Source organism: Trinickia violacea (genome assembly GCF_005280735.1).
Lineage (GTDB): Bacteria > Pseudomonadota > Gammaproteobacteria > Burkholderiales > Burkholderiaceae > Trinickia_A > Trinickia_A violacea.
Genome location: NZ_CP040078.1, coordinates 406,258 through 427,807 on the forward strand (window position 1 = coordinate 406,258; position 21,550 = coordinate 427,807).

Consider the following 21,550-nt stretch of genomic DNA (forward strand, 5'->3'; position numbering starts at 1 on the left):
CATCGCGCCCGACTCCGCCCGCGAACCACTAAGCTCAGCAAGCTGAAATCAGAAAGCCGACTATTTCCCCGAAACCTGCACCAAGCTCAACGCAAGTAAAATCCCGCAACATCCAAAACGGCACACGCGGTCCACACTGCGTGCCGTCGTAAGCCGCCATTCCGAGGAACCCATGGCAGATCAATCGCGAGACCTCGTTCTCGTCACCGGCGCGTCCGGCTTTGTCGGCTCGGCCGTCGCGCGCATCGCGCAACAAAAGGGCTTCGCCGTTCGCGTGCTGGTGCGCGCGACGAGCCCACGCAAGAACCTCGAAGACCTGAACGCGGAAGTCGCCGTCGGCGACATGCGCGACGAAGCCTCGATGCGCGCCGCCCTGCGCGGCGTGCGCTATCTGCTTCACGTCGCCGCCGACTATCGCCTGTGGGCCCCCGACCCCGCCGAGATCGAACGGGCGAACCTCGAAGGCACCGAAGCGACGATGCGCGCGGCGCTCGCCGAGGGCGTCGAGCGCATCGTCTACACGAGCAGCGTCGCAACACTCAAGGTCACGAGCTCCGGGAATTCCGCCGATGAAACCGCGCCGCTCACCGCTGAGAACGCGATCGGCGTCTACAAGCGCAGCAAGGTGCTCGCCGAGCGCGCGGTCGAGCGCATGATCGAGCGCGACCGGCTGCCCGCCGTGATCGTCAATCCGTCGACGCCGATCGGCCCGCGCGACGTGAAGCCGACGCCGACCGGCCGCATCATCGTCGAGGCCGCGCTCGGCAAGATTCCGGCGTTCGTCGATACGGGGCTGAACCTCGTGCACGTCGACGACGTCGCCGCCGGCCACTTCCTCGCGCTCGAACACGGACGCATCGGCGAGCGCTACATCCTCGGCGGCGAGAACCTGCCGCTGCAGCAGATGCTCGCCGACATCGCGGCGCTCACGGGCCGCAAGCCGCCGACGATCAGCCTGCCGCGCTGGCCGCTCTATCCGCTGGCGCTCGGCGCGGAGGCCGTCGCGAAGATCACGAAGCGCGAGCCGTTCGTGACCGTCGACGGCCTCAAGATGTCGAAGAACAAGATGTACTTCACGTCGGCGAAGGCGGAACGCGAGCTCGGCTATCGCGCGCGGCCGTATCGCGAGGGCTTGCGCGATGCGCTCGACTGGTTCCGGCAAGCGGGCTACTTGACGAAGTGAACACGTGAGGAAGACGTGACTCGGTGACGCGGCCGCCGCGCTTTGCGGCGGTCCGGCGTGGTCCGGCATGGCAAACGCACAGCGCGCCGAGCAATTTGTTACAACCTGTGTACGCCGCGCTGCGATCACAGCCCGCGCGCAGCGAGTAAAATCGCGAGTCTTACGTAGAGAAGCCTCGCATGAACCTCCAAGAACAGATCGGCGCGCTCGAAACGGGTGTCGATCAGCTCACCCAGCTCATTCAAACCGCGCTCGCTCAACAAGCGGCGCACGAAGCCTCGGCTGAGCGCGCGTCCGCGGCACCGGCCGCAGGCGCTGACTCCGGCGAAACGGCGCAAGCGGCAGCGGTAGCCGCCGAACCGGCTGCTGATCACGCGACCGCTCCCGCCGCCGACGCGCCGGTTGGCGAACCAGCGCATGCTGTCGAAACCGTCGACGAAAAACCCACGCTGCACGTCGCGCGCCCGGCGCAAAACGAGATCGTGCTGACGGTCGGCGGACAGTCGGTGTCGTTGCATCCGGACCAGGTGGGGGAGCTGATCGAAGAACTGGCGAACGCGCGCGCGTCGATGGTGCCGGAGCCGCCGACGGGCTTGGCGCCCGGCTGGCGTTTCGTGTCGACGAAGAATCCGGTGATGGCCGTGCAGAAGCAATCGAACGGCGATCGTCTCTTGGTGCTGCGCCACACGGGCCACGGCTGGGTGCCGTTCACGTTCTCGCCGGATATGGCGATTCAGCTCTATATGATGCTGACGCAGCGTTGATGGTGTTGAAACGGCGGCAGCGCAGTGCGCGCCGCCGCTATATCAGCCGCAAAACCCGTGCGGCGCTTGCGGCTTACCTCTCCTGCACCGGCGCCTGCACGCGCGCCTTCCACTGACCGCCCTTGCCGCGCCAATAGCGCACCGCGGACCCCACCGTCGCACCGACATAAAACAGCGCGACCAGCGGCAGCAGCGGCGCCCACAGCGGCGAACGCCCGTAGTAGCGCAGCATCGGCGCATACGCGCAGCACATCGCGGCCCATGCGACCCAAGCGGGCCATCCGTACGGACCGAGCACGAGCGCAGCGACCGGCGGCACCAGATAAATCAGCGTCATGCCGATCAGCGTGCCCAGCAGCAGCCACGGCGAATAGCGCAACTGCGTGAACGCGGTGCGCGCGATCATGTTCCAGATCTCGCGCCAGTTGTCGTACGGACGCAGCGACACGCTATGCGCCGCAACGTCGAGCCGTATCGGATGATGCCCTTCGCCGCGATGCTTGATCCGGCTCGCGAGGCTGCAATCGTCGATCAATTCGCCGCGAATCGATTCGATGCCGCCCGCTTCCTCGAGCGCCGCGCGCTTCACGAGCATGCAGCCGCCGGCCGCAGCGGCCGTCTTGTTGCGCGGATTGTTGACCCACGAGAACGGGTACAGCTTCGCGAAGAAGAACACGAACGCCGGGATCAGCGCTTTCTCCCAGAGCGAATCGCAGCGCAGCCGCACCATCAGCGAGACCAGATCGCGCTTCTCTTCGGTTGCGCGCGCAACGAGTTGCGCGACGGCGTCGGCAGGGTGTCCGATGTCGGCGTCGGTCAGCAGCAGGTAGTCGGCCGGCAGGCCGAGCGACTTTACCGCTTCGATACCCTGCGACTGCGCCCAGACCTTGCCCGACCAGCCGGCAGGCAGCGGCTTCGCGGTCAGCACCGTCAGCCGCTCGGGCCGCTGCAGCGACAGCGCGGCGGCACGCGCGGCATCGGCGGTGCCGTCGGTGCTGTGGTCGTCGACGACGATTACATGGAATGCGCCCGGATAGTTCTGCGAGATCAGCGTCGAGACCGCCTTGCCGATCACGTCCGCTTCGTTGCGCGCGGGCACGACGGCGGCGACGGCCGGCCACGCGTCGCGCGGCCCGATCGGCAGCGGCGGCGCCGGACGCGTACGCCAGAAACCGCCGCGGGCAAACAACAGCACACACCAGATCAGGAGCGATATGGCGGACAACAGAAACAGAATTGCGACGGTCATGCGTGGCCCTCGAACGAAAGTGCGCTTACGCCGACGCTGCCAAACAGACGCATTTTCGCCGTGCGCGCCGCGATGATGCACCAATCGAGCGTTTCCAGCACGGGACGTTGGCGAAACACGTCGTAATCGGCCTGCTCGATGCGCTCGAGAATGCGCAGGCCGCCTTGGACGACGCTGCACAGCTCGAGACCGAAGCGCCCCGGCAGACGCCGCGCGAGCGGCGCGCCGCGCACCATCAGCGAACGCGCGTAGGCGATCTCATGCGCCATCAGCGCACGCCAGGCGTCGTTGCACGTGCCGCGCGCGATCTGCGACTCGGTCACGCCAAAGCGCGCGAGATCGGCGAGCGGCAGATAGAGATGCCCGTTGTTCCAGTCGATCGCCACGTCCTGCCACAAGTGGACGAGTTGCAGCGATGTGCAGATCGCGTCGGAAGCGGCGAGGTTGGCGGGGGTGGCGGCGCCGATCAGATGCAGCAGCAAATGCCCGATCGGGTTCGCCGAGCGGTTGCAGTATTCGGCGAGCGCGGCGCGATTGCCGTAGCGGGTGGTGTCGATATCGTGTTCGAACGACGCGACGAGGTCGTAGAACGGCGCCAGCGGCACACCATGTTGCGCGGACACGACAGCCACTTTTTCGAACAAGAGCGGGTGCACGGCGGCGGCACGGCCGTTCGCGGCGGCATCGAGCCCGGCCCGGAAGTCGGCCAGACGGGCGCGGCGCCCGGCGGGACTTCCGCTGCTAACGTCGGCGATTTCGGCCGCGGTGCGCACAAAGTGGTAAATCACGCCGGCCGGCGCGCGCAGCGCCTTCGGGAGCAAAAAGCGCGCGACCGGATCGTGTTCGTAGGGATCGACTTCCATACTGCACATTCTGTAATGCAAGCGAAAGATTCGCTTTCGGCCCAATAGTTTACTGGGTTCCAGGGCACCGTTGCACGGGCGGAGACGACTGCTTGCAAATAGCCGACGACCCTATTAAAGCGCGCCGGACCCGATAGCGGTAGAATGCGCGTTTGGATTCGGTTTGCCGGGATTGCGCCCGCTTTCTTCATACCTGGATTCGGGGCGATACAGTCGTGGCTACCGGCTTGTTCGAGACCCCGCGTCAGTCGGAGTTCCCTAACATATGCGAGTCATCCTTGCTCAGCCCCGCGGCTTTTGTGCGGGGGTCGTCCGCGCGATCGAGATCGTGGATCGTGCGCTGCAACGACACGGTGCACCCGTTTATGTGCGCCATGAAATTGTTCACAATCGGCACGTCGTCGAAAACCTGCGCAGCAAAGGCGCCCGCTTTGTCGAAGAACTCGACGAGGTGCCGCATGGCGCCGTGGCGATTTTCAGCGCGCACGGCGTGGCGCAAAGCGTCGAGCGCGATGCCGAACAACGCGGTCTCGACGTGCTCGACGCCACCTGCCCGCTGGTCACGAAAGTGCACGTGCAGGGCCGCCAGTACGTCGCGGCCGGCCGCACGCTGATCCTGATCGGCCACGCGGGGCACCCGGAAGTCGAAGGCACGATCGGCCAGATTCCCGGCCAGGTGCTGCTCGTGCAGAGCGAGGCGGAAGTGGCGACCCTGCCGCTCGCCGACGATACGCCGCTCGCGTACGTGACGCAGACCACGCTTTCCGTCGACGACACGCGCGGCATCATCGAAGCGCTGATGCGCCGCTTCAAGGACATCGTCGGCCCGGATACGCGCGACATCTGCTACGCGACGCAAAACCGCCAAGCCGCGGTGCGCGAGCTTTCGAAGCAGGTCGACGTGCTGCTGGTGGTCGGCGCGACCAACAGCTCGAACTCGAACCGCCTGCGCGAGATCGGCACCGAAAGCGGCGTGCCGAGCTACCTCGTCGCGGACGGCTCGGAAGTGAAGCCGGAATGGTTTGCCGCGACGCAGACGGTCGGTATCACGGCGGGCGCGTCGGCGCCCGAGGAAATGGTCGAACACGTAATCAGTGCGCTGCGCGCCCTGGGGCCCGTCGAAGTCACGACGATGACGGGCCGTGAAGAAAAAGTCGAATTCAAGCTGCCGTCGAAGCTGGCCGAGCCAGCCGTCGCGCGCGAAGCCTAAGGAGCTCAACCTTGTCTATTCCGCTGCTGCAAAAAGTCCGTGTTGGCTCCTACATCTTCCGCCAGCACTTTTCCGGCAACAAACGCTACCCGCTAGCGCTGATGCTCGAGCCGCTGTTCCGCTGCAACCTCGCCTGCAACGGCTGCGGCAAGATCGATTATCCGGACCCCATCCTGAACCAGCGCCTGTCGCTCGAAGAGTGCCTGGGCGCGGTCGACGAGTGCGGCGCGCCGGTCGTTTCGATCGCCGGCGGCGAACCGCTCTTGCACAAGGAAATGCCGCAGATCGTCAAGGGCATCATCAAGCGCAAGAAGTTCGTCTACCTGTGCACGAACGCGCTCCTGATGGAAAAGAAGATGGACGACTACGAGCCGAGCCCGTATTTCGTCTGGTCGGTGCACCTCGACGGCGATCAGCAGATGCACGATCACTCGGTGTCGCAGGAAGGCGTCTACGACAAGGCCGTCGCCGCGATCCGCGAAGCGAAGCGCCGCGGCTTCCGCGTCAACATCAACTGCACGCTGTTCAACGATGCCGTGCCCGAGCGCGTCGCCGCGTTCTTCGATACGTTGAAGCCGATCGGCGTCGACGGCATCACGGTGTCGCCGGGCTATGCCTATGAGCGCGCACCGGATCAGCAGCACTTCCTGAACCGCGACAAGACCAAGCAGCTGTTCCGCGAGATCTTCAAGCGCGGCAACAACGGCAAGAACTGGTCGTTCAGCCAGTCGGGCCTGTTCCTCGACTTCCTCGCGGGCAACCAGACCTACGAATGCACGCCGTGGGGCAACCCGGCGCGCACGGTGTTCGGCTGGCAAAAGCCGTGTTATCTGGTCGGCGAAGGCTACGTGAAGACCTTCAAGGAACTGATGGAGACCACCGACTGGGACAAGTACGGCACCGGCAACTACGAAAAGTGCGCGGACTGCATGGTCCACTGCGGCTTCGAAGCGACTGCGGTGATGGATACCGTGGCGCATCCGCTGAAGGCGCTGGGCGTGGCGTTGCGCGGTCCGAAGACCGAAGGCGCGTTCGTCAAGGACATCCCGCTCGACAAGCAGCGTCCGGCTGAATACGTGTTCTCGCGTCACGTCGAGATCAAGCTCGAGGAAATCGGGCGTGCGAACAGTGCGAAGAAAACGCAGGCGGTCGCTGCGCATTAAACCGGCAACTCGCACGCTGCGTGCGTGATGAAAGAAAGGGCGCAACGAGTCAACCTGTTGCGCCCTTTTTCATGCCCGCGCCGCTCCGAAAAGCGGCCTCGATCATCGATGGCGCGGCTCCCGAATTCCCTCACCTTACGCCGATCCGGAAGGCAACCATGACACAGCGCATCCTGCTGATGAGCAGCTCCCGCAAAGACAACCTCGGCTATCTGGAGCACGCCGCCGAACAGATCCATACGGTACTCAAACACGAAGCGCGAAAGATTGTCTTCGTTCCGTTTGCCGGTGTCGCATTCGGTTTCGACGCTTATGAAGCGATCGTCAAGCCGACGTTCGAAACGCTCGGCTACGCGCTCGAGTCGATTCATCGCAGCGCGAATCCGACGCTCGCGATCGAGCAGGCGGATGCGATCGCGGTCGGCGGCGGCAATACCTTTGCGCTTCTGAAGCGCATGTACGAGGCCGACATCGTCGATGCGATTCGCGCGAAGGTGCACGCGGGCACGCCTTATATCGGCTGGAGCGCGGGCAGCAATGTGGCATGTCCGACGATCCGTACAACTAACGACATGCCGATCGTCCAGCCGCCGACGCTGCGCGCGCTCGGCCTCGTGCCGTTCCAGATCAACCCGCACTTCATCAGCGGCAAGCCGGCGGGGCACAACGGAGAAAGCCGCGAGGAACGCCTTGCCGAGTTTCTCGAGATCAATGCACCCGAGCAGGTGTTCGCGCTGCCCGAAGGCTCGGCGCTCTACTCGGACGGCACGAACGGCACCGTGCTCGGCGAGCGCGGCGCGTTGCATTTCACAGGCAAGGACGCGATCGTGAAGATCGCCGAAGGCGAGACGTTCCCGCTTGCGCAGATCATCGGCCCCGCTGATCTCGCGGATTGGCCCGCGCTCCGGATCTGAACACCGGCAGGGTCCGGGTCAGCAGCACTTCCCCGCCCCGCCGCCATACCGCGCATCCTGCCGCTCGCGAAAAAACTCCTCATACGTCATCACAGCCCGATCCGGATGCGTCGCGCGCATGTGCGCGACATACGTCTCATAGTCAGGCACCCCGACCATCAGCCGCAGCGCCTGCCCGAGATACCGGCCCGCGTTCCGCACTTCATTTCGCACCTCATGCAGATTGGAAAACATCGCGGGCCTCCGTTTATTGAACCGTCACGCCTGCTTGGTGCGCCGGCATCGCTTCGAACGGCGTCTCATTCGACGTCGGCCGATCGGCGCGACGTGCGCGCATTACCGCGATCACGCCATACACCACCATGCTCACCACGACGAAGATGAAGAGCCCAGCCAGCGCCGCATCGATGTAGTCGTTGAAGATCACGCGCTGCATCTGCTCGATCGACTTCGCGGGCGCCATCACCGTGCCCGCATCGGCCGCCGCCGAGAGCTTCGCCGCATGCGCCAGGAAGCCGATCTTCGGATTCGCATCGAAAATCTTCTGCCACCCCGCCGTCAGCGTACAGATCAAGAGCCACACCGTCGGCACCAGCGTGACCCAAGCAAAGCGGTCGCGCTTCATCTTGAAGAGCACCACCGTGCCAAGCGTCAGCGCAATCGCGGCCAGCATCTGATTCGAGATGCCGAACAGCGGCCACAGCGTATTGATGCCGCCAAGCGGATCAACCACGCCTTGATACAGGAAGTAGCCCCACGCCCCGACGCACAGTGCAGTGGCCACAAGATTCGCCGGCAACGAATCGGTACGCTTGAGCGAAGGATGGAACGTGCCGAGCAGGTCTTGCAGCATGAAGCGGCCCGCGCGCGTACCGGCGTCAACTGCCGTCAAGATAAAGAGCGCTTCGAACAGAATCGCGAAGTGATACCAGAACGCCATCATCGCCTCGCCGCCGATCACTTGATGCAGGATGTGCGCCATGCCGACCGCGAGCGTCGGCGCGCCCCCGGCGCGCGCGATGATCGTCGTTTCGCCGACAGCCTTCGCGGTCGAGGTGAGCATGTCCGGCGTCAGCATGAAGCCCCAGCTCGAGACCGTCTGCGCCACGGCTTCCGGCGTCGTGCCGAGCACGGCCGCAGGCGCGTTCATCGCGAAGTAGATACCCGGCTCGATCACGCAAGCAGCCACCAGCGCCATGATCGCGACGAACGATTCCATCAGCATCGCGCCATACCCGATGAAACGCGCGTTGGTTTCGTTGTCGAGCAGCTTGGGCGTCGTGCCCGACGAAATCAGCGCGTGGAAGCCCGACACTGCGCCGCACGCAATCGTGATGAACAAGAACGGGAACAGGTTGCCCGACCAGACCGGACCGGTGCCGTCGACGAACTTCGTCAGCGCAGGCATCTTCAGTTGCGGCGCGACGACGAGAATGCCGATCGCGAGGCCCAGAATCGTGCCGATCTTGAGGAACGTCGAAAGATAATCGCGCGGCGCGAGCAGCAGCCAAATCGGCAGCACGGAAGCGACAAAGCCGTAGCCGATCAGAATCCACGTCAGCTGCGTGCCGTTGAATGTGAACCAGGCGGCGAGCGTCGGCGAATCGTGCACGTGCTGGCCGTAGACGATCGACGCCATCAACAACACGAAACCGATGATCGACACCTCGCCGATGCGGCCCGGCCGGATGTAGCGCGTGTAGACGCCCATGAACAGCGCGATCGGAATCGTCGCGGCAACCGTGAACGTGCCCCACGGCGAATGGGCCAGCGCCTTCACAACGATCAGCGCGAGCACCGCGAGAATGATCACCATGATGAGGAACGCGCCGAACAGCGCGATTACGCCGGGCACGGTGCCGAGTTCCATCTTGACGAGGTCGCCGAGTGAGCGTCCGTCGCGGCGCGACGAGATGAACAGCACGATGAAGTCCTGCACAGCGCCCGCGAACACGACGCCCGCGAGAATCCACAGCATGCCGGGCGTATAGCCCATCTGCGCGGCCAGCACGGGGCCGACGAGCGGTCCGGCGCCGGCGATCGCGGCAAAGTGATGGCCGAACAGCACGTACTTGTTGGTCGGCACGTAGTCGAGGCCGTCGTTGTGCTTGACCGCGGGCGTCATGCGCAGGCCGTCGAGCTGCAGCACCTTGCTCGCGATGAAACGGCTATAGAAGCGATACGCAATCAAATAGACGCACACCGCGGCGATCACGACCCACAGGGCGCTGACCCGCTCGCCGTGTGCCAGCGCGATGGTGCCGAACGCGAACGCGCCCAATAGCGCGACCGCGATCCAGATAAAACATTGGGAAGCCCGATTCATGGCGTCTCCTAAATTATTATGAGAAACCGGCGTGAGGCGCCGGTATTGCGAAATCACACGCAGGGCAAGCGTGACGCACGGCGCATAGACCGCGTCATGGCCGTGTAGTATTCGCTTTCGATGTAGGCGTCACAAGCGGACAACTACGTAAGCACACTACGTAAAACTACGTAGGCACCACGTTCGCGAGTTCACGAATCGAAGCCAGCCATGAATCTCAAGACGAAGATTTTCCTGCTCGCGATCGTGCCCTTCCTGGTCGCGATCGCCGGCATCGAGTTCGGCGTGCGCCAGCAGGCCACGGCGCTGGCGCAGACGCAGCACGCGACGATGCAGACCGCCTACCTGTCGAGCAAGGAGGTCGAGCTCAAGCACTATGTCGATCTCGCGACGAGCGCGATCGCACCGCTCTACAACGCGAGCGGAGAGAACGCGCGCGACGACGCAATACGGCGTCAGCAAGCGCTCGCGATGCTCGAGAAAATGGATTTCGGCCAGGACGGCTACTTCTTCGTCTACGACATGCACGGCAACTCGCTGATGCATCCGCGCGAGCCGAACCTCGTCGGCCACAACTGGTGGTCGCTGCGCGATCCCGAAGGATCGCTGACGATTCAGCAGTTGATCGCCGCGGCCTCGCGCGGCGGCGGCTATGTGCGCTACGTCTGGCACCGGCCGTCGACGAATCGCCTCGAAGCCAAGCTCGGCTACGTCGTGCCGCTGCCGCGCTGGGGCTGGATGATCGGCACGGGCATTTATCTCGACGACGTGAACACGACCCTCGCACACATCGACGAGCGCGCCTCGGCCAACATCGAGCGCACGATGATGTGGATCGGCGCGATTGCGCTCGCGGGTTTCGGCGTGATCGCGTTGTGCGCGCTCGTCGTCAACGTCAGCGAATCGCGCAGCGCCGACGCGAAGCTGAAGCAGCTCGCGCAGCAGGTCGTCGAATCGCAGGAGAACGAACGGGCGCGGTTGTCGCGCGAGCTGCACGACGGCATCAGCCAGATGATGGTGTCGATCAAGCTGCTGCTCGAATCGGCGCTCGCGCGTTTCGAGCGCGCCTCGAGCCCCGGCGCGCGCGTGCCCGCCGCCGAAGCCGCGCTGACGACGGGCCTCGCGCGCCTCTCCGACACGCTTCGCGAAGTGCGCCGCATCTCGCACGCGCTGCGCCCCGCGATGCTCGACGACCTCGGCCTCGCTGCCGCGCTCGAACAATTGACGCGCGAGCTCGGCGAGGAAACCGGCATCGAACTCGGCTTCACGCAGGTCACGCACACGAACGCGGGCGCGTTGCCCGACGCGGTGAATACGGCGCTCTTTCGCATCGCGCAGGAGGCGCTCAACAACATCGTGCGCCACGCGCAGGCCACGCGCGCGGCGCTGTCGCTCGACGTGTCGGCGCGCGCCGTCACGCTGTCGATCGCGGACAACGGCCGTGGCTTCGACGTCGAACGCGCCCAAGCCGACGCGCGCGGCGGCATCGGGCTGCGCAACATGCGCGAGCGGCTCGAAACGCTGTCGGGCACGCTGTCGCTCGTATCGCAGGCCGGGCATACGGTCGTCACGGCGCGCGTGCCGCTGCCTGACAAGGCACATGCGCGGGCGCATGAACGAATCCACGCGCACGCAGCGGAGCGCGCGTCGCCGAACGCGTCCGCAACATCGAACGAAGGTCCCCGCTCATGAACGAAGCGACATCGCGCGCCGCCGCGAAAATCATCTTGGTCGACGACCATCCCCTCGTGCGCGACGGTCTGCGCTTGCGCCTCGAAGGCGTACCGAACCTGGACGTCGCGGGCGAGGCGGGCAATGCCGACGAAGCGCTAGCGCTGGCCGAAACGGTCGCGCCCGATCTCGTGCTGATGGACGTCGGCATGAACGGAATGAACGGCATCACGCTCGCGGGCATCTTTCACGAGCGATTTCCGGCGATCCGGGTGCTGATGCTGTCGATGCACGACAACATCGAATACGTGATGCAGGCCGTGCGCGCCGGCGCGAGCGGCTACGTGCTGAAGGATTCGCCCGCCACCGAGATCGTCCATGCGATCGGCGCGGTGCTCAACGGCCAGACGTTCTTCAGCGCGGGGCTTGCCGCGCGGATGATTCAGGCAAGCGCGATGCAAACGCCGCTGGAAACGCTGACGCCGCGCGAACGCGACATTCTCGATCTGCTCGCCGAAGGGCTGTCGAGCAAGCAGATCGCGCAATTGAACGGGCTGTCGGTGCGCACGGTCGAGACGCATCGGCTCAACCTGAAGCGCAAGCTCGATATCGACGGGCAGGCGGAGTTGATCAAGTTCGCGGTCGAGCATCGGCGACGGCGGCAATGACACGCTGGTTTTTCGCGGGCTCACTGTGGGCCTGAAGTAAGCGCTGAAGCGCTAACAGCTCTGCATGAGACCGGGCTAGGCGCTAAAGCGCCAAGCCCGGATCGACATCGGGTTGACAAAAAAAGGACGCCGGTCAAGCGTCCTTTTTCGTTCATGGGCTCGATCGCGCTTACATCAACCGGCACCGCGCGCGTTATGCTCCGTCAGGAACTTGATCAGGCCATCGATGCCGCCCTTCGAAATCTGGTCGGCGAACTGACGCTGATAGACCTGGATCAGCCAGGCGCCCATCATATTGATGTCGTAGATCTTCCAGCCGTCGGCCGTCTTTTCCATCCGGTAGTCGATCCCCTGATCGTCGCCGCCCGTGAGCACGTGCGTCTGCACCACCGTATCCTTGGCGCCCGCCGGCGTCGACGACGGCACGAACTTGAACGTCACGTTTTGGTCGCGCAGTTGCGACAGCGACGCGGCATAGGTCCGCACGAGCAGGAGCTGAAATTGCTCGAACAACTGCTTCTGCTGATCGGGCGTCGCCTTGTTCCAGGCATCCTGGCCGACCGCGATGCGGGTCGTGCGCAGGAAGTCGGTGTACGGCACGAAGCGCGTCTGTACGAAGCCGGTAATTTTTGCCATGTCGCCGCTCTTCGCTTGCGGGTCGGCCTTCATCGCGGTGACGGTGCCTTCGACGGCCGTCTTCGCGACGGAATCGGGGCTTGCCTGGGCGAAAGCCGTGCCGGACACGAATGCGGCTGCGAGAAAAGCAATCAGATAACGTTTCATACGCTCGTCGGTTCAGTGAAGAAATGAGCGGCCGCGACTATGAAGCCTGCGGGCGTCGGGCCAGTATACCGGCTTTACCCGATGGCTTTCCCGCGAACTCGCGCGTCAGGGCCGCGCGGGCGTGCAACGGCCAAGGGCGAGCGATTCGCGGCGCAACGGACAGCATCCTGCGCCCATCGGCGGCGCGCCGGTATACTTCGCCTCTTGCCCAATGCCGTCCCCTTTGACAGGGCCCCCTTGCCTACATGCTGAAGTCATCCGTCGTCCGCCTCGTCGCCTGGTCCGTACGCTATCCGGTCTGGGTCATCGTCATCTCGCTGCTGCTCGCGGCGGTGAGTGGTCACTATGTCGTCAACCATTTCAAGATCAACACCGACGTCAGCCGGCTGATCGAAACGGACGAGACCTGGACGGCGCTCGGCGACGCCACCGACAAAGCCTTCCCGCAGCGCGGACAAACGATCCTCGTCGTCGTCGAGGCAGCCGCGCCGGAATTCGCCGACGCCGCCGCGAACGAACTGACCGCCGCACTGCGCAAGCAGCCGAACGAATTCGCGGCGGTCTCACAGCCGTCGGGCGGTCCGTTCTTCGAGCGCAATGGGCTCTTGTTCCTGTCGCCCAAGGAAATCCAAGACACCACTTCGCAGCTCGCCAAAGCCAAGCCGCTCATCAACACGCTCGCGAAAGACCCGAGCCTGACCGGCCTCGCCGACACGCTGACCACCACCCTCCTCTTGCCGCTGCAGCTCGGCCAGGTCAACCTCGGCGACATGGCGAATCTGCTGAACAAGAGCGCGACGACGCTCGACGGCGTGCTCGCCGGCAAGTTCACGGTGCTGTCGTGGCGCGGTCTCGTCGACAAGGACCAGGCCAAGCAGCCGGCCTACGCGTTCATCACCGTGCAGCCCGTGGTCGATTACGGCGCGCTCGAAGCGGGCGCGCGCGGCTCCGAAGCGGTCCGCACGACGGCCACCGTGCTGAACCTGTCGGGCCGCTATGGCGCGCAGGTCCGCCTGACCGGCGAACAGCCGCTCGCCGACGAGGAGTTCGCCTCCGTGGAGCAAGGCGCGCTCGTCAACGCGATCGCCACGTTCCTCGTCGTGCTGATGATCCTGTGGCTCGCGCTTCGCTCGGGCAAGCTGATCGTCGCGGTGTTCATCACGCTGTTCGTCGGGCTCGCGATCACGGCCGCGCTCGGACTCTTGATGGTCGACGCGCTCAATATGATTTCGGTCGCGTTCATGGTGCTGTTCGTGGGGCTTGGGGTCGACTTCGGCATCCAGTTCGGCGTCAAGTACCGCGAGGCGCGCTATAACGACGACGACCTGAACCGCGCGCTCATCAAGACCGCGTACGAAGTCGGCATTCCGCTCACGCTCGCCGCCACGGCGGTGGCCGCGAGCTTCTTCTCGTTTCTGCCGACGGCCTATCGCGGCGTGTCGGAGCTGGGCCTGATCGCGGGCGTCGGCATGTTCGTGGCGTACGTCACGAACATGACGCTCCTGCCCGCGCTCATCAAGCTGTTCAGGCCGGCCGGCGAGAAAGGCTCGCCGGGCTTTCCGCGTCTCGCGCCCGTCGACGATTACCTCGACCGCAACCGCAAGCCCGTGCTGATCGGCACGCTGGTGGTGATCGTCGGCGCGTTGCCGCTGCTCTTGCATCTGCACTTCGACTTCAACCCGCTGCATTTGAAGGACCCGCATAGCGAATCGATGGCGACGCTGCTCGCGCTCAAGGATTCGCCGGAAGCGGGCGTCAACGACGTGACCGTGCTCGCGCCGTCGCTGGCCGCCGCCGACCAAACGGCTGCGCGGCTTTCGAAGCTGCCGGAAGTCGGCCGGATCACGACGCTCTCGAGCTTCATCCCGAGCGACCAGCCGCAGAAGCTCGATCTCATCGATGCCGCCGCGGAAGAACTGTCGCCCGCGCTCACGCAACCCGGCGCGCCCGCGGCGAACGATACGCTGCGCGTCGCCGCGCTCAAGCGCGCGGCGAACCAGCTTTCGCTCGCCGCCGACGACCACCCCGGCCCCGGCGCCGCCGAGGCCAAGCACTTGTCCGAGACGCTGGCGAAGCTCGCCGCCGCCGACCCGGCCATGCGCGACCGCGCTGAAACCGCGATTTCCGAGCCGCTGCGCCTCGCGCTGCGGCAGCTGCAGCTGTTGCTCGAGCCCGAGCAGATCACGCGCGCCAACCTGCCGCCGGATCTCGTGCGCGACTGGGTATCGCCGGACGGCCGCGCGCTCGTCAATATCTCGCCGAAGGTGCCCGCGGGCGTCGATCCGAACGACGACGCGATGCTGCGCCGCTTTGCTCACGCGGTGAAGCAGGCCGACCCGTCGGCGATCGGCGGCCCGATCTCGATCCTGCATTCGGCCGACACGATCATCGAAGCGTTCGCGCAAGCGGCCCTGTGGGCGGTGCTGTCGATCACGCTCTTGCTGTGGCTCACTCTGCGCCGTTTCGGCGACGTGCTACGCACGCTGATTCCGCTGCTGGTTTCGGCGGTTGTCACGCTCGAACTGTGTGTTGTCTTTCACATGCCGCTCAACTTCGCGAATATCATCGCGTTACCGCTCATGCTCGGCGTCGGCGTCGCGTTCAAGATCTACTTCGTGATGGCTTGGCGCGCCGGGCAAACCAGCCTGCTGCAATCGAGCCTCACGCACGCCGTCATGTTGAGCGCCGCGACCACCGCGACCGCGTTCGGCAGCCTGTGGCTCTCGCATCACCCGGGCACGGCGAGCATGGGCCGGCTGCTTGCGCTGTCGCTGTCTTGCACGCTGATCGGCGCAGTGGTATTCCAGCCCGTACTGATGGGCAAACCGCGTGTTAAGCGCACACCGAAGAAAAAGACATTGGGCACTCGATGAATAAGCTGCGAAACACTTCGCTGGCGCTCACCGCCGCAGGCGCGCTCTCCGGTTGCGCCACCGGCCCGAACGCCACGCCTGGCGACCCACTGGAGCCGATGAACCGGGTCATCTTCAACGTCAACGACACGGTCGATCGGACGATCGCCCAGCCGGTCGCGAGGGGCTACCTGAAAGTCACGCCGCAGCCGATCCGCACGGCCGTCAGCAACTTCTTTTCGAACCTCGGCGATGTCGGCAACTTCGCGAACAACCTGTTGCAACTGAAGATCACCGACGCCACCGAAGACCTGATGCGCCTGACGTTCAACACCGTGTTCGGGCTCGGCGGGCTAATCGACTGGGCGACGCCCGCGGGACTGCCGAAGCATCATCAGGACTTCGGCCTGACGCTTGGCCATTGGGGCGTGCCGTCCGGCCCGTATCTGGTGCTGCCGCTGTTCGGGCCTAGCTCGTTCCGCGACGGCGTCGGGCGCGCTGCGGACATCTACGTCAATCCGCTGAGTTTCAGCTCTCTCGATGCGGAGGAACGCGTCCCGCTCTACGTGCTGCAATTCGTGAGCGCGCGCGCCGATCTGCTCGGCGCGACGAACCTGCTCGAGGCGGCGGCGCTCGACAAATACTCGTTCGTCCGCGATGCCTATGTTCAGCAACGCAAAGCGCTGCTGAACCAGGGCGGGACCAAGCCGCCCGCGCTGCCTAACTATGGCGACGAAGGTGAGGCTGCGGCGCCTGCCGAAGCGTCGGGTGCGGCTGCGCCTGCCGCACCGGCTGCTCCAGCCGGTGGCGGCAATGCCCCGGCGAGCGCACCGAGCGGTCAATAAGCAACCGCCGATCGACACGGCGGGTCAGGCAGGCGGCCCCATTGCGGGGCCGCGTTGCGACCCGGCTGCCAAGTGCCTCAGTGCGGCCGCAGCGCCCCGGCCTCACCGAGCGCATGCCGCGCCTGGACAAGCGTCATGCGCGCGGCGCGCGCATCCGCGGCGAGCCGGATCAACGCGCCGAGCTGGGACGGCTGGCGGGCCAGTTCGCGCAGAATCGGCCCGATGGCCGTCGTGCCGTCGTCGCGCAATCCGGCCGTGGCCGCGCGCGGCAGCGTGCGCCACGCAGGGTCGACGATCGCGCGGCACACGATGAACGGCAAGCCGCGCGCTGCCGCGATGGCGCCCGCGATGTGCGATTCCATGTCGACCGCGAGCGCGCCCGTCGAGCGGTGGAGGTGTTCCTTGTCCTGCGCGCTCACGACCGGCGCGGTCACGCCGGCCATCGTGCCGCGCCGCACGCGATCGTGGAGCGGCGTCCCCGCGAGCGCATCCGCGCAGCGCGCCGCCCACGCGGCGTTCGTCGGGATGCGGCCCAAGGGGCCGTCGACGGCATCCGCGATGATGAGCGTTCCCGGTTCCAGACCGGGCGCCAAGCCGCCCGCCGTCCCGAAGCTGACGATGCCGCCGCAGCCGCGCGCGACCGCTTCGGACAACGCGCGCTCGAGCCAATCGGCGCGCGCCGCATAGACCGTTTCGACCCCGTCGCCGCGCGCGATGCGCGCTTCGAACGCCATGCCGGTCACGGCGATGATGGGCAGGGCCGCCATCGGTTGGGCCATGCCGCCTTCGACCGCAGCCGCCGGATCGCGCCGCACCGTCACATCCCGACCGTGACGCGCGTGCTCGCGTCGCGCTTCAGATTCCGGTAACGGGCGAGCGCCCAAAGCGGGAAGAATTTGCGATAGCCGTGGTAGCGCAGATAGAAAACGCGCGGGAAGCCGGTCGCCGTGAAGCGGGTTTCGTCCCAGAGGCCATGCTCGCGTTGCGTCTTCGTCAGATACGCAACGCCGCGCTCGACAGCGGGATGATCGACCTCCCCCGCCGCCATCAGCCCGATGAGCGCCCAGGCCGTCTGCGACGACGTGCTCGACGCCTTCTCGTAGCCGCGATAGTTGAGCTTGTAGCTCGTGCCGTCCTCGCCCCAGCCGCCGTCCTCGTTCTGAATCGAGATCAGCCACTGTGCGGCGCGCTTGATGCGCGGGTCGTCGTGCGGCATGCCCGCGGCGTTCAGCGCGCACAGCGTCGTCCACGTGCCGTAGATGTAGTTCATCCCCCAGCGGCCGTACCAGCTGCCGTCGGCTTCCTGCTCCTTGAGCAGATAGTCGTACGCGCGGCGCGCGGGCTCGCTGGTGCCCGGCATTTCACCGAGCTGCGCGAGCATCGAGAGACAACGCGCCGACACGTCGGCGGTCGGCGGATCGAGCAGCGCGCCGTGATCGGAGAACGGGATGTTGTTCAGGTAGTACTGCGTGTTTTCCGGCTCGAACGCGCCCCAGCCGCCGTCGCTGCTCTGCATGCCGACCACCCACTCGCGCGCCCGCGCAATCGCTTCGCGGTCGACGTTCGATTGCGTGAGCGTCGCGGCGCGATCCATCGCCATCACGACCACGGCGGTGTCGTCGACGTCCGGATAGTGCGGGTTCGCGTACTGGAACGCCCAGCCGCCGGGCCGCACGTTCGGACGGCGCGAGATCCAGTCGCCGCGCACGTTCAGGATCTGCAGCGGACGCAGCCATTGCAGGCCCTGCAGCGCCGCTTGCTCGGCGCGCGGCTCCTCGGTTTCGAGCAGCGCGTGCGCCGCGAGCGACGTATCCCACACCGGCGACAAACACGGCTGGCAGTACGCCTCTTCCTCGCCGATCACGAGCAGCTTCTCGACCGACTGACGCGCAATCGCGCGATTCGGATGATCGGGCGGATAGCCGAGCACGTCGTACATCATCACGGCATTGGCCATCGCCGGGAAAATCGCCCCGAGCCCGTCTTCGCCGTTCAGGCGCTCATCGACGAACGCGACGGCCGCATCGATCGCCTTTTGGCGCGTGTGCCGCGGGAAGAGGCCATCGGTCGCGCGCAGGATGGCGTCGACGCCGCGGAAGAACACGAACCAGCCCTGGCTTTGGTGCTCCGCTCGCGGCAGGAGACCGGTGGAAACCGGCGCGCCCTTGAAGATCTCGTCGATACGGACGCCGCGCGGATTCTTCGCCTTCGGCCGCTTGGCGTTCAACACGAGCAGCGGCACGATCACGGTGCGCGCCCAGTACGACACCTTCGACAGGTGGAACGGGAACCACATCGGCAGCAGCATGATCTCGACCGGCATCATCGGCACCGCATGCCACGGAATCACGCCGAACAGCGCGAGCAGGATGCGCGTGAACACGTTCACGGCCTCCGCGCCGCCGTTCGCGAGAATCGCTTGGCGCGCGCGCTGCATGTGCTCGGCATCTTCGGAATCGCCGGCCATCTTCAGCGCGAAATACGCCTTCACGGTGGCGCTGATGTCGAGCTTGCCGTCGGTGAAGAGCGGCCAGCCGCCGTCGGCGAGCTGGATGCGGCGCAGATAGCGGGCGATCTTCTGTTCGAGCTCGATGTTCGGCGTCTCGCCGAGGTAGTGCACCAGCAGGATGTACTCCGCGGGAATCGTCGCGTCGGCTTCGAGCTCGTAGAGCCAGTGGCCGTCGGGACGCTGCGCGGCGAGCAGCGCGTCGACGGCGCGCGTGACGGCGGCATCGAGCACGGGGTTCGCTTGCGCGCGGGCTGCGGCGCCGCCGGCTTGCGGCGCGGGGGAAGGCGCGGCTTCGGTGACGGCGGCGTCGGTGGCGGCGTCGTTGGCAGGTACGGTGGTCAAATCGTTCATCGGCGGTCCATCGGTTGATTGAGGAGCGTATCGGCGGCCTTCTGGCCCGAACGGATCGCCCCTTCGATCGTCGCGGGCAGGCCAGTGGCCGTCCAGTCGCCCGCGAGTACAAGATTATTCCAGCGCGTTCGCGTCGCCGGCCGCAGCATTTCCTGCGACGGCAGCGCGGCAAACGTCGCGCGTCTTTCGATCACGATCTGCCAGGTCGGCATCGGATCGGCGGGGAGGTTTGCGGCTTTCGCGACCTCGGCCCAAATGGTTTTCGCCAGCGTTTCGCGCGGCGTGTCGAGCAGGCGATCCGCGTCGCTCACCGTGACGGACAAGCGTCCGTCGAACGCGAAAATCCACTCGGCCGTGCCGTTCACCAGGCCCGTCAACGGCGGCAGGCCGTGCGGCGGCTCGACTGCGAAATGGGCATTGACGACCGAGCTGAACGCAGTCGGCGCGCGCACGCCCGGCACGAGCGCTTGCGCGACATCCGCGGAAACCGCCAGCACGACCGACTCGCCGGCCTCGAGCGCGATGCTCGTACCGTCGGCGAAGTTCAGCGCGGCGACGCGAGCATTTGCGGAAAATCCGTCGACCGTGGCGCCTTCGCCGGTTGATCCCTTCGCGGCCCGTTCCTTCGCACCATTGGCGAACACGATCTCGGCAAGACGCGAGCCGAGCTTGATGGCCGCGCCGCCATGCTGGAGCAAACGCAGCGCCGGATCGACAAACGCACTGCCAAGCCCGTTTCTCGCGACGAGCGGCCGGCATGCCTGGCCGCCGGCCGCGAGCGTCTCGCGCGCGAGCGTCGCCGCGAGTTCGGCCGAGCCGTGGCGCGGCTCGACGTTCAGCGCCGCCAAAAAGAGCGGCCGCAGCAAACGGTCCCACAGTATGCCGTCGCAGCGCATCGTCTGCGCCATCGTGCGGCCCGGTTTCGCGAAGAAAAGCGGCGCGAGCGACAGGTAGTCGGCCGGATGCGTATCGGGCACGCGCGCGGCGGCGTCGAAGATCCACAGCGGCAGACGTCCCGGGGTCAGGCGCACGGTCCAGCGGCGGCCGCTCGCGAGATCCACGAACGGGAATTCTGGCTGCGCCGGGCCGACGAGTTCGTCGGCGGCGCCGATCGCGCGCGTATAGCCGAGCGTCGCGTAGTTGCCCGACAGCACGAAGTGATTGCCGTTGTCGATCGTCGCGCCGAGCGTGCCGTCGTAATACGAGCGGCAGCGCCCGCCGGCGTGCTCCGCCGCTTCGTGCAGCACGACGTGCGCGCCGCGCCGCTGCAATTGAACCGCGGCGGCGAGGCCAGCCAGCCCCGCGCCGATCACGTGCACCCGCCTCGCCATCAGAACAAGGCGTAGCGCGCGACGATCCAGAGCAGCCGGCCTTTCGGCTTCACGATCGGCGTGCGCGGCAGGTCGAAGCCGCGTTCGAGCGTGCGCTCGAGCAGCACGCGATAGACGCCCGACATGATGCGCGGCGCGCGCACTTCGCGGCGCGGCGCGGCGTCCATGATCGCGTCGGCTTTCGCAAAGTGGTCGAGCGCGCGTTCGGCGAGCGTTGCGCACACGCGCGGCAGCGACGGATCGTCGGCGATCGCCAGCGGGTTCGTCGCGACGATGCCTTCGCGCGCGAGCAATTCGCGCGGCAGATAGCAGCGGTTGATCGCCGCGTCTTCGTCGATGTCGCGCAGGATGTTCGTCAGTTGCAGCGCGCGGCCGAGGTGATGCGACAGCTCGATGCCGGGTTGCTCGGACATCCCGAATATCCTCACCGATAACCGCCCCGCCGCACTCGCGACGCGGTCGCAGTAGAGGTCGAGCGTCGCATCGTCGGGCGCGCAGATGTCTTCGGCTGCGTCCATCGCCATGCCGTCGATCATCGCGTGAAAATCTTCCCGCTGCAGATCGAACGTGCGGATGTGGCGCGTCAAGGTAGCGAGCGACGCGCGCGGATTGCCGGCGTAGCACGCGTCGATGTCCTCGCGCCAGCGCGCGAGACCGGCGCTGCGTTCGGTGCGCGGCGCGTTGCTGTCGGCGATGTCGTCGACGGCGCGGCAGAATGCGTAGACCTGAAACATCGCGTCGCGCTGCGCGGCCGGCAGAATGCGCATCGCGAGATAAAACGAGCTGCTCGACGTGACGGCGGCGGCGTCGGTTTCTGGATCGTCCACGACGAGATTGGAAACGGCCAAGACGAACTCCGCTGTGGCGC

General features: G+C 66.0%; 18 protein-coding genes. 9 read left to right on the plus strand and 9 right to left on the minus strand.

The features are described from left to right. The first annotated feature begins 172 nt into the window (after positions 1-172). Together hpnA and FAZ95_RS23865 are read left to right on the plus strand one after the other, a co-directional pair. Entirely contained in the window at positions 173-1,183 is a 1,011-nt protein-coding gene (gene hpnA / locus FAZ95_RS23860) for a hopanoid-associated sugar epimerase (protein WP_137334992.1), read from the plus strand. A gap of 179 nt (positions 1,184-1,362) precedes the next feature. Continuing rightward, complete coding sequence (locus tag FAZ95_RS23865; RefSeq protein ID WP_137334993.1) at positions 1,363-1,947, plus strand: hypothetical protein; 585 nt, start codon at positions 1,363-1,365, stop codon at positions 1,945-1,947. A gap of 73 nt (positions 1,948-2,020) precedes the next feature. Here the strand turns inward: FAZ95_RS23865 and FAZ95_RS23870 are convergent, their stop codons facing one another. Both FAZ95_RS23870 and hpnC read right to left on the minus strand, forming a co-directional pair. Next, entirely contained in the window at positions 2,021-3,196 is a 1,176-nt protein-coding gene (locus FAZ95_RS23870; protein WP_137334994.1) for a glycosyltransferase, read from the minus strand. Continuing rightward, positions 3,193-4,059: a squalene synthase HpnC gene (hpnC, locus tag FAZ95_RS23875; protein WP_137334995.1), complete on the minus strand. Its 867-nt coding sequence runs from the start codon at positions 4,057-4,059 to the stop codon at positions 3,193-3,195. The genes FAZ95_RS23870 and hpnC overlap by 4 nt, the downstream gene beginning before the upstream one ends. Before the next feature lie 265 nt (positions 4,060-4,324). Between hpnC and ispH the strand changes: the two genes are divergently transcribed. The 3 genes from ispH (at position 4,325) to pepE (ending at position 7,346) form a co-directional block, all read left to right on the plus strand. Continuing rightward, positions 4,325-5,269, plus strand: a complete 945-nt coding sequence (ispH, locus tag FAZ95_RS23880; protein WP_137334996.1) for a 4-hydroxy-3-methylbut-2-enyl diphosphate reductase — start codon at positions 4,325-4,327, stop codon at positions 5,267-5,269. 11 nt (positions 5,270-5,280) lie between these two features. Beyond that, entirely contained in the window at positions 5,281-6,432 is a 1,152-nt protein-coding gene (gene hpnH / locus FAZ95_RS23885; RefSeq protein WP_137334997.1) for an adenosyl-hopene transferase HpnH, read from the plus strand. A gap of 158 nt (positions 6,433-6,590) precedes the next feature. Next, positions 6,591-7,346 carry a dipeptidase PepE gene (gene pepE, locus FAZ95_RS23890; protein WP_137334998.1) on the plus strand — a complete coding sequence of 252 codons (756 nt, stop codon included), beginning with the start codon at positions 6,591-6,593 and terminating at the stop codon, positions 7,344-7,346. An 18-nt stretch (positions 7,347-7,364) separates the two neighbouring features. Here the strand turns inward: pepE and FAZ95_RS23895 are convergent, their stop codons facing one another. Together FAZ95_RS23895 and FAZ95_RS23900 are read right to left on the minus strand one after the other, a co-directional pair. Then, complete coding sequence (locus FAZ95_RS23895) at positions 7,365-7,580, minus strand: YbdD/YjiX family protein (protein ID WP_137334999.1); 216 nt, start codon at positions 7,578-7,580, stop codon at positions 7,365-7,367. Between the two features lie 13 nt (positions 7,581-7,593). Next, entirely contained in the window at positions 7,594-9,672 is a 2,079-nt protein-coding gene (locus FAZ95_RS23900) for a carbon starvation CstA family protein (protein ID WP_137335000.1), read from the minus strand. Between the two features lie 210 nt (positions 9,673-9,882). On the opposite strand from FAZ95_RS23900, the gene FAZ95_RS23905 reads away from it, so the two are divergent. Together FAZ95_RS23905 and FAZ95_RS23910 are read left to right on the plus strand one after the other, a co-directional pair. Further along, a complete protein-coding gene (locus FAZ95_RS23905; protein ID WP_137335001.1) occupies positions 9,883-11,364 on the plus strand; it encodes a cache domain-containing protein in 1,482 nt (493 codons plus the stop codon). Next, on the plus strand, positions 11,361-12,011 hold the full coding sequence (locus FAZ95_RS23910) for a response regulator (protein WP_137335002.1): 651 nt from the start codon (positions 11,361-11,363) through the stop codon (positions 12,009-12,011). Before FAZ95_RS23905 ends, FAZ95_RS23910 begins: the two co-directional genes overlap by 4 nt. A 174-nt stretch (positions 12,012-12,185) precedes the next feature. Here FAZ95_RS23910 and FAZ95_RS23915 read toward each other — a convergent pair whose 3' ends face one another. Next, on the minus strand, positions 12,186-12,794 hold the full coding sequence (locus tag FAZ95_RS23915) for an MlaC/ttg2D family ABC transporter substrate-binding protein (protein ID WP_137335003.1): 609 nt from the start codon (positions 12,792-12,794) through the stop codon (positions 12,186-12,188). Between the two features lie 245 nt (positions 12,795-13,039). Between FAZ95_RS23915 and hpnN the strand changes: the two genes are divergently transcribed. Then, positions 13,040-15,667: a hopanoid transporter HpnN gene (gene hpnN / locus FAZ95_RS23920; protein ID WP_137335004.1), complete on the plus strand. Its 2,628-nt coding sequence runs from the start codon at positions 13,040-13,042 to the stop codon at positions 15,665-15,667. Next, entirely contained in the window at positions 15,664-16,491 is an 828-nt protein-coding gene (locus FAZ95_RS23925) for an MlaA family lipoprotein (RefSeq protein WP_137335005.1), read from the plus strand. Before hpnN ends, FAZ95_RS23925 begins: the two co-directional genes overlap by 4 nt. A 77-nt stretch (positions 16,492-16,568) precedes the next feature. Here the strand turns inward: FAZ95_RS23925 and FAZ95_RS23930 are convergent, their stop codons facing one another. From FAZ95_RS23930 to hpnD, 4 genes are read right to left on the minus strand one after another with little or no spacing between them, the layout of a single operon-like run. Then, a complete protein-coding gene (locus tag FAZ95_RS23930; protein WP_367873255.1) occupies positions 16,569-17,306 on the minus strand; it encodes a phosphorylase in 738 nt (245 codons plus the stop codon). Positions 17,307-17,308: 2 nt separating this feature from the next. Beyond that, complete coding sequence (gene shc / locus FAZ95_RS23935) at positions 17,309-19,351, minus strand: squalene--hopene cyclase (RefSeq protein WP_137335007.1); 2,043 nt, start codon at positions 19,349-19,351, stop codon at positions 17,309-17,311. After that, positions 19,348-20,682 carry a hydroxysqualene dehydroxylase HpnE gene (gene hpnE / locus FAZ95_RS23940; RefSeq protein WP_137335008.1) on the minus strand — a complete coding sequence of 445 codons (1,335 nt, stop codon included), beginning with the start codon at positions 20,680-20,682 and terminating at the stop codon, positions 19,348-19,350. Before hpnE ends, shc begins: the two co-directional genes overlap by 4 nt. After that, positions 20,682-21,530 (minus strand): presqualene diphosphate synthase HpnD, encoded by an 849-nt coding sequence (gene hpnD / locus FAZ95_RS23945; protein WP_137335009.1) that lies wholly within the window; start codon positions 21,528-21,530, stop codon positions 20,682-20,684. Before hpnD ends, hpnE begins: the two co-directional genes overlap by 1 nt. Positions 21,531-21,550: the final 20 nt, after the last annotated feature.